The 15,121-nt window shown below is 55.1% G+C and carries 11 protein-coding genes and 1 pseudogene; 6 read left to right on the top strand and 6 right to left on the bottom strand.

Annotated features, from left to right (window positions below; genetic code table 11):
* The first annotated feature begins 44 nt into the window (after positions 1-44).
* Positions 45-866 (top strand): formate/nitrite transporter family protein, encoded by an 822-nt coding sequence (locus tag HTY51_RS16750; RefSeq protein ID WP_174253795.1) that lies wholly within the window; start codon positions 45-47, stop codon positions 864-866.
* Between the two features lie 6 nt (positions 867-872).
* On the opposite strand, the gene HTY51_RS16745 is transcribed toward HTY51_RS16750, so the two are convergent.
* The gene (locus HTY51_RS16745; RefSeq protein ID WP_174253794.1) at positions 873-1,439 is read right to left on the bottom strand and encodes a TMEM165/GDT1 family protein; all 567 of its coding nucleotides are present in this window, start codon (positions 1,437-1,439) and stop codon (positions 873-875) included.
* 705 nt (positions 1,440-2,144) lie between these two features.
* Between HTY51_RS16745 and HTY51_RS16740 the strand changes: the two genes are divergently transcribed.
* Complete coding sequence (locus tag HTY51_RS16740) at positions 2,145-5,036, top strand: class I SAM-dependent DNA methyltransferase (protein ID WP_174253793.1); 2,892 nt, start codon at positions 2,145-2,147, stop codon at positions 5,034-5,036.
* Positions 5,029-5,769, top strand: a complete 741-nt coding sequence (locus HTY51_RS16735) for a hypothetical protein (protein WP_174253792.1) — start codon at positions 5,029-5,031, stop codon at positions 5,767-5,769. Before HTY51_RS16740 ends, HTY51_RS16735 begins: the two co-directional genes overlap by 8 nt.
* A 40-nt stretch (positions 5,770-5,809) precedes the next feature.
* On the opposite strand, the gene HTY51_RS18695 is transcribed toward HTY51_RS16735, so the two are convergent.
* The 5 genes and pseudogenes from HTY51_RS18695 to HTY51_RS16715 all read right to left on the bottom strand — a co-directional run bounded on the left by HTY51_RS18695 (position 5,810) and on the right by HTY51_RS16715 (position 11,103).
* Positions 5,810-6,952, bottom strand: a complete 1,143-nt coding sequence (locus tag HTY51_RS18695; RefSeq protein WP_254606915.1) for a hypothetical protein — start codon at positions 6,950-6,952, stop codon at positions 5,810-5,812.
* A 351-nt stretch (positions 6,953-7,303) separates the two neighbouring features.
* Positions 7,304-7,615: pseudogene (locus HTY51_RS18855) on the bottom strand (TniQ family protein); the annotation flags it as partial.
* Entirely contained in the window at positions 7,599-8,525 is a 927-nt protein-coding gene (locus tag HTY51_RS16725; protein WP_174253790.1) for a TniB family NTP-binding protein, read from the bottom strand. The pseudogene HTY51_RS18855 and the gene HTY51_RS16725, both read right to left, overlap by 17 nt.
* 15 nt (positions 8,526-8,540) lie before the next feature.
* Entirely contained in the window at positions 8,541-10,616 is a 2,076-nt protein-coding gene (locus HTY51_RS16720; RefSeq protein ID WP_174253789.1) for a Mu transposase C-terminal domain-containing protein, read from the bottom strand.
* Positions 10,591-11,103 (bottom strand): hypothetical protein, encoded by a 513-nt coding sequence (locus HTY51_RS16715; RefSeq protein ID WP_174253788.1) that lies wholly within the window; start codon positions 11,101-11,103, stop codon positions 10,591-10,593. The genes HTY51_RS16720 and HTY51_RS16715 overlap by 26 nt, the downstream gene beginning before the upstream one ends.
* Before the next feature lie 1,155 nt (positions 11,104-12,258).
* Here HTY51_RS16715 and HTY51_RS16710 point away from each other — a divergent pair.
* From HTY51_RS16710 to HTY51_RS16700, 3 genes are all read left to right on the top strand, one after another.
* Positions 12,259-12,705 carry a MarR family winged helix-turn-helix transcriptional regulator gene (locus HTY51_RS16710; RefSeq protein ID WP_174253787.1) on the top strand — a complete coding sequence of 149 codons (447 nt, stop codon included), beginning with the start codon at positions 12,259-12,261 and terminating at the stop codon, positions 12,703-12,705.
* 474 nt (positions 12,706-13,179) lie between these two features.
* Positions 13,180-14,484: an AAA family ATPase gene (locus HTY51_RS16705; RefSeq protein ID WP_174253786.1), complete on the top strand. Its 1,305-nt coding sequence runs from the start codon at positions 13,180-13,182 to the stop codon at positions 14,482-14,484.
* Positions 14,485-14,506: 22 nt separating this feature from the next.
* Complete coding sequence (locus HTY51_RS16700; protein ID WP_174253785.1) at positions 14,507-15,121, top strand: hypothetical protein; 615 nt, start codon at positions 14,507-14,509, stop codon at positions 15,119-15,121.

Raw genomic sequence — 15,121 nt, 5'->3', positions numbered from 1 at the left:
ATTAGTATAAGTCCAAGTCTTCACCACCCGATACCGGAGTAACCATGTCCGAGCTGTACGGATCCGACGCCTACGCCCCGAGTGAAATCGCCCAGCGCATCGAATCGGTCGGGGTGAGCAAGGCGCGCCTGCCGACCCTGCCTCTGTTGATGCTGGGTGTGCTCGCGGGCGCTTTCATCGGGCTGGGGGCCATGCTTTTTGTGCTGGTCAAGTCGGATGCCACGCTGGGTTTTGCCGCCAGCGCCATCGGGGGTGGCCTGGTGTTCTCGCTGGGCCTGCTGCTGGTCGTGGTGGCCGGCGCCGAACTCTTCACCGGCAACAACCTGCTGGCCATGGCCTGGGCCGATGGCCGCATCAGCAGCTTCGAGGTGCTGCGCAACTGGGTTCTGGTGTGCGGGGCCAACTTCATCGGCGCGGCCGGCCTGGCCGTGCTGGTGTTTGCCAGCGGGCACACCGATCTGAATGGCGGTGCCATCGGGCAGCAGGTGGTGAAGATCGCCCTGGCCAAGCAGGACCTGCCGCCACTGCAGGCATTCTTCCGCGGCGTACTGTGCAATGTGCTGGTCTGCATGGCTGTGTGGATGGCCATGGCCGGGCGCAGCGTGGTGGACAAGGCGGTGGCCGTGGTGCCTCCCATCATGGCCTTTGTCGCTGCCGGCTTCGAGCACAGCATCGCCAATATGTACCTGATGCCGCTGGCCATGCTCTTGCAGCATTTCGGCCCACTGGGCGCCACGACCCCGGTCAGCTGGGGCGGCATGCTGGGCAACCTGCTGCCGGTGATTGCGGGCAATCTGGTCGGGGGCAGTGTGCTGGTGGGTCTGGCCTACTACGTGATCTACCGGCGCAAGCCGGATCAAGGCTGACAGGCTCTAAGCGCCCCAGCCGAACAGCACCACCAGGCCCAGCACCACGAAGATCCCCGCCGAGACGAGGTGCACCAGGCGGATCGGGATGCGGCGTGTCATGCGTTCACCCAGCCAGACCACAGGCGCATTGGCCAGCATCATGCCCAGCGTGGTGCCGGCGACCACCCAGGCCCAGGCCTGGTATTGCGCGGCCAGCATCACGGTGGCGATCTGGGTCTTGTCACCCATCTCGGCCAGGAAGAAGGCGATCACGGTGGTGCCGAACACCCCCCAGCGCGGCGCGCGGTCGGTGCCCTCGTCGTCGATCTTGTCGGGAATCAGCATCCAGACCGCCATGGCCAGGAAGGACAGGCCCAGGATCCAGCGCAGCCAGACCGGTCCCAGCACCGTGGTGACCCAGGCGCCAACGGCGCCGGCCAAAGCATGGTTGACCACGGTGGCCACCAGGATGCCGGCCACGATGGGCCAGGGTTTGCGGAAACGAAGCGCCAGGATGAGGGCCAGGAGCTGCGTCTTGTCGCCCATTTCGGCCAGCGCGACCAGGCCGGTCGAAATCAGAAAGGCTTCCATCGGTCGATTCTACCGAGCCCCTTGGGCCCCCTCTTGGAGGGTACCAAAGAAGATGCCCTAAATCCTTCTGAAAAATCAATGACTTAGGCAACAACTTCAGAAACGATCCCCTGCGTTCTGTCTATAGAAATCGCCTTTTCCCCTGTCTTTTTCAAGATAATTGCCCAGCTCCAAAATCGGCAGAAATGGCACATAAGCGCCTTGATCCCGGAGCGCTTGAAATGAGCCTTTCTCATAAAATCATGAGACAATCTCAAAATCATGATGCCGTACTCGGAATTTCGTCGACACCTGGGCAAGGCTGGACTGACTATCAATCAGTTCGCAGCTTATTTGGGTGTTCGGCCAAGCTCGGTGTCGAACTATGCGAAGTCTGGCACCGTGCCGCGGACATACACCATGCTGGTGATCTTGCTTGGTGAATGCGCGGATCGCGGCCTTGATCCCGCCACCATTTTTGCGCGCTTCAACGTCTTCCCAATTGGTGAAAGCGGTTCGAATGCGAGCAATGTTCGAACTCTTCATAAGCCAGGCAGCCGCCCAGGCCCAAAGACTGCCGCCTAGTTGGGATAGATTGCCGTGACTCGCACCTTCGACCAAATTGTCGACCGCCTTGGCTTCCGCACTTCGGACGCGTGGGTTGAGGCATCGCGTTTCGATGCAATTTGTGGCCCCGTTGGGGCACTGCGCCAAGCACGTGACACCATGGGCGTCCAAGGTGCATTTGGTACTTGGCAGACCGGTACCGGAACTGAAAAACGCCGATTCGTACCTCTTCTGTATATCGCCACGGCGACAGACGCGCAATCTGCCAGACTTAATGTGCATCGCAAAGTCTGGAGCCAGGGACTAGTACCTCTCCTAATCATTTGTACGCCTGAGACGGTCTTTTTGAGCGAAGGATTTGATTTCGCGTTCACAGAATCCGACTGGCTATCCAAGATCTCGGCCATTCCTTCAGAGGAACTTACGCTTGGCAATTCTTTTGGGCCGAAGCTTACTTCTCTTGATCAGTTCAACGCGACTAGATTGCTGTCCTCCCTTTCATGGAAAGACTTCAGCATCAATCCAAGTGCGCGTGTAGACCAACGCCTCTTGTCCACCTTAGGGGCACTCAGCGCACGCTTGGTTCGGCAAAGCAACGTCACAGCGCGAGCGGCCAATGCGCTCATTGGTCGCTTCCTCTATTTTTATATTCTTCGTGATCGCGGATTGATTTCGAACGAATGGCTACAGCAGTTCCAGGCCACGAGCTGCTTTGAGGACCGTGGAGCAAAGCTGTCAACCACGTTGGTTTGGAGCGTATTTGATGCCTTGGACAAAGTTCTAAACGGGACTATTTTCCCTTTGAACAAAGCCGAGCGACAAGGATTCTCTGATGCTGATGTTCAATTGCTTCGGGATTGCATCAAACTCGGCGACGACCTTCAGGCCGATGGGATTCAGCTCAGCTTTTTCGAGTTTGCTCTTTCTAGTCTCCAGACCGAAACGCTCTCGGCCATCTATGAGCAATTCCTTGAATCAGAAGACAGCGACGGCAAGAGGCTCCAAGGTGTCTTTTATACGCCTCCATTCTTGGTCGACTTCGTCTTAGATCGTCTCGAAGATGAGATTCCCCTTACGTCCGAGCTGCGGGTTATTGATTGCACAGCAGGATCGGGAGTCTTTGTAGTCGGCGCGTTCCGTCGCATCATTGAGCACGAGCTGGCCACCAAGAAGCGCTCTGCACTAAGCGCCTCCAAACTCCGGGAGCTTCTTCTCAATTCTATTTTTGCGATTGAGAAGAGTCGCTCTGCACACTCTGTTACGGCCTTTTCCTTGTACGTCACGATGCTTGAGTACGTCGAGCAGGAAGACATTTACTCATGTCTTGCAGGAAAGGCTTCTGAGACGCTTTTCCCGCCACTTGCCAAGACCAACGTTATTTGCTCTGACGTCTTCGATATTCAGACTACTGACGTTCGCGCGCATAAATTTGACGTTGTTATCGGGAATCCGCCTTGGCAACAAATCCAGGACATTACGCGACATGCGGACAGACTTGAGGTCATTCAGGGCGACAGAGTTGACTCTAACGAGGCGGCCGAACACACTCTTTGGTGGGCCGCACATAACCTTCTAAAACAAGGTGGTATCGCAGCCCTGGTACTGCCAACGAAGTCGTTGGTGGGTCCGAGTGCATCAAAGTTTCCGACATCGCTTGCACGTGACATCGAATTGATCGGCGTGGTCAATCTCTCACACTTACGATACACGTTGTTCTCGCATGCCCGACAAGCAGCATGTGCGGTGCTGCTACGGAATCGTCCACCAAGCTCTTCGACCAAGGTTTGGAGCTATTCACCAACTCGCGCCCAACTACCTGCTGCGGTAAATGACGATCCCTGGTTGATTACCCTAGACAGGGCCCAGGTGCAGACCGTTATCCAGCGAGACTTGCAGCGCAGTGAGGAGAGCTGGTTCGAGCTACTGATGCTTCGTCCAGTCGATAGGCACATTAAGCGATTCATCTCGGACAGCACCGCTGTTGGACGCCTGCTTCCTTTGAATCAATTGCTAAAGACGTTGGGTCTTGAGCTTCGCAAAGGTGGGTCGCCCTCGCAGACCGGCCTTAACCCAGAATTTCTTCACGGTGCGGACAAAAACAAAGCCAATGACATCCGCGTTGCCCCAGGTGTCAAAACTATTGGCCGTGGTTTTCAGTTCTCCTTGCTCCCAGACGGCGAAGAGGTCGCCCTTGATCCCGCAGTGATCGGTGATATTGCGCCCAATTTCGTGAGGCGATTTTCAGGAGATGTGCTTCTGGTCCCACGAAGCATGACGAACCTCGCATATTCATGGCGACCTGTCGCATTTAACTCTTCAATTAATGCGATTTTCTTTACGACGCCCACCTCTAATGCTGCTGTTCGAAGCTTGCGCCAGCGCTTTTTGTTTGCCTTGGGCGTCTTCTTTGAGTCCAGCATCGCAAACTATCTCTATGCGCTTTATGGGCGCCTTTGGATCTTAGATCGGACTCGGCTTGAGAAGAACGACTTGCTGACATTGCCAGTTCCGTTTCAGGGGTTAGATGATCCATTTATCGAAACGTTTCTGGCGGCAGACGATCAAGGTCGGACTAAGCTGTTTTGTGAACGCGCCGAACTCGTCGACTGGAGTGCTCAAGCTGCAATCGAGTACACCGAGTTTCGTCATGAGTTTGAGGATGGCGGAACCCCAACTACGCTCAACAGTACGCCAACAGCTGACGAAATTGCCCTCTACTCCCAGGCTTTGGATTTCTCGGTTCGGCCTATTTGTCTTGAAGGCGGACCAGAGATCTGGACTGAAGTGCCTAAGACATCATCGAATAAATACAACTTGTATATATCTCTGTCAAAGCACTCCGGCTCAAAACCAGTCGACCAACTTGAGCGTAGCGACGTCAATATCAAGATGCCTGGAGTTGCGGAGTTTTCTGACAGCCTTCAAATCACATACAGCGCTCCTATTGCGAGACTTTCCAAACCTGCAGGGCGACAACACTGGACTATTGAAGCAGCGTTTGCTGACGGCGCAACTGTGATGCAACAACTCATGCAAACAAGCCGTGGCTAAATTGCATCCACTCTCAACAACTGAGCTGCCCGCACAAGCGGGCTATGTCGATACCAAAGCGGCGTTCATGCGCCATCTTTTGACCTGCACGATCTTGACGCTCAAGCACGCTGAAGAACGTCTTACTCGTGATTGGCAAGATTTTTGCGGCAAGAAAGGCGCCATTCGTAAACCGAAGAAAGGCCAAAAGGGTAAAACCGCACGCCCCGATGAAAATGCACTGACCTATGAGATCGGTGACTACGTCGAAGATTATCTCCGCCATCTCCCATCCACTCATGAATTTCGGCAGATCCATTTCACTTATGAGAAGCCCGCCCGCTCAAGTCAATTGGCTGGCAGCCATCGAAAACGAGTGGACCTACGCTACGAGACGTATATCCCGAATGGGCCAGAGCTCGTGATTGAGGCCAAGCCGCTTAGAGAGCGCTCTGACATAGAACACCGATACCTTGGTGAAGAAGGCCTTGGCCGGTTTCTTCGTGAGGAAGAACCGTACACCGATGAGCTGATCGGCGGTCTACTTGGCTATGTCGCCGACTCTGCAATAGCTGAGTATCAGTCAGAAGCGCGATTGCAAACCGAGAGGCTCGTTGGGCACGACCTCGTAGTAGACGTAAATCTAGCACCTTGGAACTCTTCCTACTCTTCTCAGCACTCACGCAGTAATAGTCGACCCGCGCTATGGATGCTTCATCTCTTTCTTAGACATCCAAACACAGCGCCCACTTAATCGATTTATCCGCTGCGGCGACTCCTTCTAATTGCTAGCCTTAAGGAGCTTCATATTGCTCGATCACTGCACACAGCGTCTTATGAGGAAAGGGTTCGACCGTTACCATCTTGGCGTTCGCCCTATTCCTCGCCACAACCTCGGACTCACCATACTTCATACTAAGCGCGTAATCCCAGGCGACATTGGCAGCAACGCGCTGCCAATCATTTAGTCCGGCAAAGTTAGCCTGCGCTCGCAAACACACCTGCTCGAGCTCAAGAGCTACTGCCTCCCAGGATTCGCCAACTAGTACGAGTCTCTCAAGGCCATGCTTTTCTGTCGAATCCCCGCATACTAGTAATGGCCCTCCCTTCAGGAATGAGCAGAAGCCGAGAGGAGCGGCTAACTGGTTCTGCTGGCAACCTGGACTACTAATGGGCCATTCACTCATTCGAACAAGCTTTTCCACGCGTTCCCCAATCTCTCGCCAGGACAAACCAAGCCAGTCGGCCGGTGCGACATCAGCACTAAAGATCTGAAGAAAATTCACCGCGTAGATATCGCTCTTCTCTTTCCGCTGCAGATCTGGGAATGACCTACCGGAAACCGGTCGAAATGCCCGTTCAACGTCACTCTGGAGCACATGCCAGTTCTCTATCTGAACGGGTGCCCACGGTTGAAGCGACCCGGCCGCAACGAAAGCAAACAGATTGGCCTTCTCGTCAATCCGAAAACGCTTCAGCCACTCTGTTTCATGAACCGACCTGAGCTCCTGGACCAGACTGATCAAATCAGCAATTCGCTGCGTCTCCCATTCAGGGTTGTCTCCGCGTTGTCGCTTCAGTTTGCCTAACTGTGATCGCATCTCACTGCGAAGGGGAGGCGAGATGTGATTATTGGTTTCTAATTGAACGGCAAGTACGTCTTGGGGCTCAAGACCATGCATCTCTGCGATCCAACCGATGTCGATTGTCTGTTCTAGATTTATCACGCGCTGGTGAGAATTCATCGCAAGATTACGAAGATGAGCCCAGGAAATCGCCTCACGTATTTGCGCGGGTCTTGAAACTGCTCGCCCAGGGTCTGTCTGGGTGTAGACCAGTTGCATCTCAATATCCATCACGACATCGATCAATCGCAACGGGTTTGCTTCAACACGCATGCCGATGCTGTCCCATTGATACGCCGCGTTGGATAACATTGACTTTTGACGAGCCCTTTGAGGGCTTTCATCCGCAGGACATCTAGTCGACAGATAGTCCAGGGCACTTCTCAGGCGCTCCATCCTGGTAGCTGGCGTATCAACCGACAATGCCGTCTGCAAGTCTGCCAGCGGTCGATCCTCAAGGCAGGCACGGAATAGCTCTAGGGTGTCCGCTGATACTTTGACGCGCTCACCGTTACGGAGGTCAAAACCGCACAAGCATGCGTGCCGCTTCCCTAAACCCCACAGCAACTGCCTGTGACACGCTGGGCACTTCACAAGGTGTGCCAAGCCGTGTATAGGGCAGATGGCGTACGCGGGCTCCGCTAGCAGCGCAGTCTGCGTCGCCTCCTGGGAAAGACATTCTGGGCAGACTTGTCTTCTAGAGGACTTATTACCCTGGCGGAGCAAGTAGCCCGGCAGAGTCAGCGACTCCACTTGATCCGATGGATGACCCAACTTTTCGGCGATGCGTTCCGCAAGTTGACGGCGCTCGATCTCGGTCGTTGGAAGCGTTTTTCCCGCCAGCATTTGACTCAAATGGCCAAGGCTGATGTGATTGGCGTCCGCAATCCGTCTCAGATGGGACTGGATAAGCTCCCCCTCTTTGTACGGAGGCACATGAGGAAGGCCTGGGATTAAGTCAGGAGAAATTTGCATGGTTATCCCCATCGAACGAGCTGGGATAGAAAGGTTCTTCATATCCCATAAGCCGCTCGAAGTTGAAGTCCCTGTGGAAGGGGCGTCGGTGTGTCGGCAGCCTGGCTGTGCCATGGAAATTCCAGGCCTTATCTAACACTGTCATGTCCAGCTCACCCAAACCCGTCATCACCTTCTTCAAACTCCGCAGGAACTTCACCACAACCGCTGGAACGCCGTCTGTTGCATATTGAATTCGAGAGATCGTGTCCGACTGGAGCAGAAATTGTTGGCAATTTTCCGACACACCTTCCTGTATCAAAGTAAAAACAAAACCTGCAAGTGCCTCTTGACCATCGTCATATGAGAAAGGGCGCAACACAAAACTAGAGGACCAGCGGTTCCGCAGCTGGTTATTCGTTTCGAAAAGCAGCCTCAACCGGGGAGCGCCACACATCCCGATGCAGCACCCAACTTGATCACTGAATTCTTTCCAACAATCTCCGAGATGCGCATGTGTCTTCATACGCCCACGATCAATCAGATGGTGTGCTTCATCCATGAACAGCATCTCAACCTTGAAGTGATTGATGTACTGAACAGCGCGTTGCATTAGTTCAGCACTTGTTCCGGTCTCTGGCCCGCGAAGGGCCCTATTGATTGCCTGCATCAGGGCTTTTGGCGTGGGCGCCGCAGGCGCACTGAACGTTACGACAGGTACGCGGCCTGCGCCTTTGCTCTCCTCATCGTTATGTTTCTCCTTATATTTGCTGAGTAAAGTACTCTTTCCGACACCTGAGACCCCGAGGATCATGAAGTTCTTCGGATCTGAAAGAGTTTTCTGCTCCACATGCAGCGCGCCAACTTCGTTCCAGCATTTCTCAAATGCAGGCGTGAATACGGCTTGAATATTTTTGCTGTGTTTGAACATAGTGCTTTTTCTGAATCACATGACCGGCAGCGCTTTGACTGCGAAGTACCCGCCTGATGTCGGCAATTTGTTTTGATAGGAAGGCGCTGGAGGTTCTGCACGCTTTTCCCGAACCAGCTCGGGCTTGACTACGTTTGGAGCCGGACGGGACGCCGTTGTTTTGGCTTTCTTGGGTTGCTCCGGCTTTGGTGCCTCGACTGGTTCGTCAATCAAATTGACCTCTGGCAGGAGCCCCAGCATCTTCAATGCCCGTCGGCGTTGAGCCATCGGTTTTGCGCTCTGAAGGTTTCTTCCAATCGACCGTAGTTTCTCTAGGGCCTCGGCGAGTGACAGCACCATGTCATGCGCTTTCATCTCGTCTCTGATAATTTTTTGCGCTTGCTCCTGCTGCCATTCTGTGGTGTTGCGCGTTTCCAAGTCGTAGTTCTCGACAATGAACCACTCATTTGTGCCTGGATCTTTCACCCAGACCCGGTCTAGCTTGTAGGGTTTGTATCGAACCTCGACCGTGATGGACTTGCCGTACCGCCTCAACAGACGCTCGAGTTCTTCGTTGCAGAAGGTGCGCAGGTAGCAAACTTCCACACCATAGGCTTGGAGTTTTCGAGTGGTCGGAATAGTGCAAGCGAGATCCAGGTGCTCTTGGCTAGCCGGTAGCCGTACCGGCATCAGGGACGTCAACTCTTTCCACATCTTGTAAGGACTCGTTCCCAACTTCTTTTGAATCTTCGGGTGATAGAAGTCGCAGATCCAGATATGCATCATCTTGTGGAGGCTGTCCAGCGTATGAACTGCATACTCTTCCGGCGGCCGCTCTTTGTTGCGTTGCTCATGATGTGACATCGTTGCGCCTGGCTGGCCCGCAGAGATACTGCTGTTCAAATACTTCTGTATCCACTCCACTAGTCCCTTGTAGTAGGGCAGTTTTCTAGGCATATAGGCCAACTCTTGTGTAATGCCCATATCGAATACAGTCGTCTTGAATGGAACAGCATGGAACTCAGAACCATTGTCCATAGCCAGTAGGTCAATCAGTCCAAACATGGGCCAATCGTTTTTGACCTCAGGAAATTTTTCCTGCAAGTACGTTTTTGGTTTAACAGCGTGCTTGATCGCTCGTAAGACAGAGATCGTTGACGGTCCTGCGAATCCCAAGTTGTAGCCGAGGATGGCCCTTGTGCGCTTGTCAATGATGATGGTCAGATTAGCCCGCCCAAGGACTTCTCCGTCGTCATCGACAACAAAAATATCTAGCGGCGTATGGTCAACTTCGACGCGCTCCAGAGCTCGCCGTACACGGTTTGTGTTGCTCCGGGAGACGCGAAACTTTTTTCCCGCGCTTTCTCTGCCGAATCTAGTTGCGTGGATTTCGTACGCATCGATGCCTTGAACATAGCGCCGAAGTTGCCCGTAGCTAACTGGCTTGAGTTTGTTCTGCTTGTAGCGAAATTCGTTTTCCGTTGCAATTCGCTTCACCAGCTCGGTATGACAGTCTGTAAGCGGCGTGTTCTCACTTGAGAGATAGATGTCCTGGACGCAAGTCTCGACAATCTGCTCCACATCCGATGTCAGCCGGATCTTGCCTCGACCGCCTTTGAGTTCATTCTTGGGGGCAAGAATGATTTGCAACGGAATGTCTGTCGCTCCTTGCGCTTTCCGCAACCAACGCTGAACCGTTGACCTATCTGGTGCTCTTTTGAAGCCATGCTCTTTACAGAGCACAGCGTAGCGCCCCTTCCAGAAGTCAGCGTTACCCCGATGAAATCCGCCTTCCTCGTTGATTGCATTCAGTAGGCTGGCATTTCTTTCTCCCTCCTTGCGTTCGCTCTCCCCAAGGTCACTCAAGAGCTTAAGAAGAGGGTTTCTCGTCTGGCTTAGGCGCTCAACCTCTTCCTGGATGAAATCTGCCGCCCGCAGGTTTCGTTTCGAGTACTGATCCAGCAGAAAATCCTGCGTGTAAACATGGGCGACGCCGTCTTCATCCATGACCTCGAGTTGTGTCTGCTCTTCCTTTTTTTTCATCCCCAGGATCGTCAGCAAACGCCCAAGGAGCCTGAATCTCGCTTTAGGCACGAAGGAAATCGGGCTCATAAAGCTCTCCTTTCTTAGGGGTCCACAACAACGACTTCTGCGACAGTTCAATGCCAAAGTCCAGCACCATGTCGCCACGGGCGACTGCGCGATTAACGGCATGGACGCCGTATTGACTTGTCAAAGCAGCATAGGTCTGCGGCTCACTCACCAGGGGCACGATGTCCATCGGCTGCCCGTACCAGGCAGAAAACAGCCTGGCGTTAGCCACCGTAGGTAGGTTTTCATCCAGGCAAGACTCGTCAACAATGACGAAGCGGTCGCCAGCAGCCATAAAAGTCAGTGCGGCTTCGGTCAACTTAGCCCGCACCTCGTCATCAAGATGGCGCCGCGGCTTGCACTCGATCCACACACGTTTGCCAGTCACTAGGAACACCAGGGCGTCCGGCGTGTACTCACCTGAATTGAGATTGATAACGAGTGGCTGGCTAAAGACCCGGCTGACCGAGCCCGCCATGGACAAAAGCGTGTACAGGCTACGCTCCAAACTGGACTCCCACTCACACCGCCCAGTACGTGGATGCTGATGGATCCCTCGCACCCTCGCACCCGATCGAGTGATAAGGCGTCGCGTCTTGCGGTTCGCGAAGGGCAAGTTGGGCAACATATCCCAGCTCAGCCCACGTGGCAGCTCTACATCCTTAGGTAGATTCCTGCTTGCAGGCGTAAAGTCGCTGCGGAGCAACGAGTCATAGATGTCATAGTCAGATCGTTTCACTTCACTTGCCTTTCAAAATGGCCAAAGGCCCTTTCACATGCGCTGCAGGCAAAGCTCCGCCAGGCCAGTTGAGTTTGTTCGTCGCAAAAACGCGACGACAAACAACAACTAGCAGTAACTGGAGAATGGAAAAGGTGAGAAAGGTCGCCCGAACGTACCAGGTGTTGATCCTGGAGGCGCTAAGGGTTACAGTGAGGGCATCCCTTCCAAGGATGCGGACTCAAAGGCCTGGTTTCAGACTGCAATCTGAGCCGGGCCTTCCGCTTTCTGCACTCTGTTTCGCTTTTTCTGCTCACGCTCCTTTCTCAATCCGAGTCCTTTTTGGCGACTCAGTTTGGGAATCTTCCGATTCGTCTTGCTCGTTCTCACTTGCTCGCACCAGATACTGGGCCAGCTCCTGTGCGTGCACGAAAACCCCCCGCCGGTTCGGCAACTTGAGGGTATTCAGCCTCAAATGCCCACGCTGCATCGATCGCTCGAGTGCGCTTAACGAGGGGTAGCGCAGCACCTCAACCAACGCATGCCCATCTAGAACCAGCCCATACCGCGCGACGAGGTGTGCGATCGAGACACGCAGTAGCGAGTCCGATTGGTTCGCCAATTTGGCGGGGATTTGACTTTGGCTGTCTTCGAGTTCAGCTAGGGTTTCCGACGTCATAAGCTCAATTTACCGGCCAAATGAAGTACGGTCCAGGGCTTGCTCGCTACTTCAATAGCTGATACTCAATGCGCGACAAATTGCACTACGCACTGCATTTCGCAAGGCAACCGGGGTGGCAGAATAGTTATTCAAAAATTTGAATAAGGTGCTTGTTTTTTAAACAGCTTCGTTTTCTTTTTCTTGTTGCTGGGTTGCGACAAGTCGCAACATGACGGTTACGGTTTTCCAAAATGGATCTTGGCCACTTACTTGGTTTCATCCGCATGGGTGATTACGTCGCATCGCTTCTGAAGGATGCGCTTGAAGCTTCTGGTCTGAATTTGACGCAGGCAATGGTCTGCTGGCATCTCGAGAACCCTGACAAGCCAGGAGGGTTGAACTTGACGGAACTGGCGCGGCTAGCAAGCGCATCTCCGGCCCGAGTTCAGGCTCAGCTGAAACAGCTGTGCTCGGATGGCCTAGTTCACAAGGTCCAACCGCCAGCAAAAGCGGATCGCCGTGTGACACGTTACGCATTGAGCAGAAAGGGGCGGCGTCAGACTCAGATTTTTGTTGATCGTGCTGGTCACGCTCGTGGAGTTCTATGGGCTGAGGTCTTTTCTGGGCCAAAAGAACAGTCTGATCTCAGCAGCTGGTCGCGAATCAGTTACCGCCTCGCAACTTCACTCAACGACTTGGAAGGCAAAGCGGAGCGTCACCGATACCGTTAATTCACTGCCGCGATGGTCCTGCTATGAACCTTCCGAGAATTTTCAGTCGCAAGCAGGGGTCGGCTACCACATCCGCCTCGAAATCACTAACCGATATCGGAAATTTTTTACTCGGAATTGATCGACCCACTTTTGCGTAAACCCAGCTACTCCGGTAATCTTTGGCTCATCCACTGGAGCAATCAAATGTTCGTCCCCGCACACCAGTCACTCCTCCAGCCGCATGCCGGCCGGGTGTCTGCGCGTGCCCTGACATCTTCCATCAAGCGCTCCGTCCTGGCCATGTCCATGCGCTTCTCCTACGACGCACGAATTCGCGCAGCGGTAAGCACCCGTCGGTCCATTCATCACAAATGGACCGGTAGTTGCACCACCTCCACCTCGAATTCCGTCCAGGAGTTCCGGCTCACGCGAAACACCCCAATTCACGCGTAGACGCCAGGGCTCCTGACTCACCAGTCACAGGAGCCCAACATGAGACAGAACACCAAGAAAGACGAAGCAGCCCTTCCGGGCTACGGCGACTACTCCTTCAAAGAAGACGACACTTACCGCTGCGTCACGCTCGTCCTGCCTAACCGTCTGCTGCAGGCCCTGACAGAGGAGCGGCTTGCTGCTGAAGCCCTCAAAGCCCAGGAAGAACAAAACCTCCGGCAGAGCAAGGCAGCCGACGAGTCGTCCCCGTCCGCGTTTTTCAAGCCCCGTTCAGCCCTGGGCGCCAACGAGCTCGACCCTGACCGTGAGTCAAAGGATCTGGAGCAAGCGGCCGTCGAATCCACCAGGTCAGCCGAGACCGGAGAGTTCGTCGTCGTCCATGAGGTGCTAGAACCCCTCAAGCTCATCAAGGACCTCAAGTCCCGTACGCCTGACCGGGAGATCCACAAGCGCAATGAACTGCTCTACAAGCAGATCAAGGCCCGGGGACACTTGCGCGCTCTGGCCCAGCCGGTCGTTGACCTGCAGGGGTTCGAGCACCTGCGCAAGGCCTTCCCGCACTTCTCGCCCGTGCTCGACCTGGTCAGGGATCAGTACGCCTTCGCTGAGCTGACGGGCAAGGCCTTCCACATCCCGCCCATCCTGCTGGCTGGTGACCCAGGCATCGGCAAGACCCGCTTCTCCCAGGAGTTGGCCCAGGCCCTCGGCACAGTCATGCGCCGCCTACCTTTTGACAACGGCCAATCCGGCGTCTCCTTGCTCGGCTCCGACAAGAACTGGGCCAACACCACCTACGGCTCCGTCTTCGAGCTGGTGGTGCTGGGCGAGTACGCCAACCCGGTCATCCTGCTGGACGAGATCGACAAGGCAAGCAAGCGGCCCGAGGGTGACCCCCTGGCCTCCTTGCACTCCCTGTTGGAGCCGGTGACCTCGCACCGCGTGCGCGACATCAGCGTGGACTTCGAGTTCAACGCCAGCCGGGTGATCTGGATCGCCACGGCCAACGAGCTGGAGCGGATTCCGCAGTCCTTGCGATCGCGGTTCCAGGAGTTCTGGATCGAGCAGCCCTCAGGCGCCCAGGCTCTTCAGATGGCCGAGGTGGTTGCCCAGGAAGTGCACCAGGAGATGAACCTGCCCGGCTTTCAGCCGCCGGCCCTGCCGCTCGTGCGCTACATCGCCCATCTCAGCGCCCGGGAGCAGATCCAGGCGCTCAAGCGGGCCTATGCCGCGGCTCGGGTGGATGGGCGTCACCAGATAGCCCTGGCCGATCTGCCGGAACAGGTGCGTCGGGACGCCAGCGAGTTCGCCGGCGAAGACGTTCCGCCTGCCGGCTTGTTGCACTGATCTCACCCTGAAAGGAGCCCAAATGAATACCCAAGAACCCCTGTCGCTCAAAGACCTGCAATCACGTTACCCCTACCAGTTTCAGGACCCGGAACTGGGCATTGCCATGGCCAAGGGCTGGGTGGTGGTCTTTACCCAACTGTGTGCGGATGTGGACCAGGTCCTGGGCCAGGACAAGCGTGGCTTCCACTGGAGCCAGGTCAAGGAGAAGTTCGGCTCGGCGCGCTTTTACTTCCAGTTCAAGGGCCGCAAGCCGGACCTGCGCCTGGACATCCAGATGCCCGGTGGCGTCCTGAGCCAGGTGGTGCCCTTCGAGCGGCGGATCCGTACCGACCAGGATCGCAGTTTCGAGCAGGTCAATACCGAGATCCGACGGCTGGCCATGCAGGCAGAGATGGCAACCCGGCTTGTCTGCCTGGTCTGCGGCAAGGAGGGAAGCCAGGACGTCGATGTCGGTTATTCCCTGGTGCTCTGTCCCGAGCACCGGGCGCAACGTCAGCAGCCCAGCGGCTTACCGGACTTCTGGGACAACCTCCTCGATGAGAAGGACAAGGCAGCCAGAGAGCAGCAGCGCCTGAAATCCGTAGCGGAACTTGAACGCATCCTTGCCAAACACAAGAAAGACGATGAGGTGTGA

The sequence above is a fragment of the Rhodoferax sp. BAB1 genome, from assembly GCF_013334205.1.
GTDB lineage: Bacteria > Pseudomonadota > Gammaproteobacteria > Burkholderiales > Burkholderiaceae_C > Hylemonella.
Note: the sequence above shows the minus strand (reverse complement) of the source record. Positions and strands in the feature narration are given on the sequence as shown.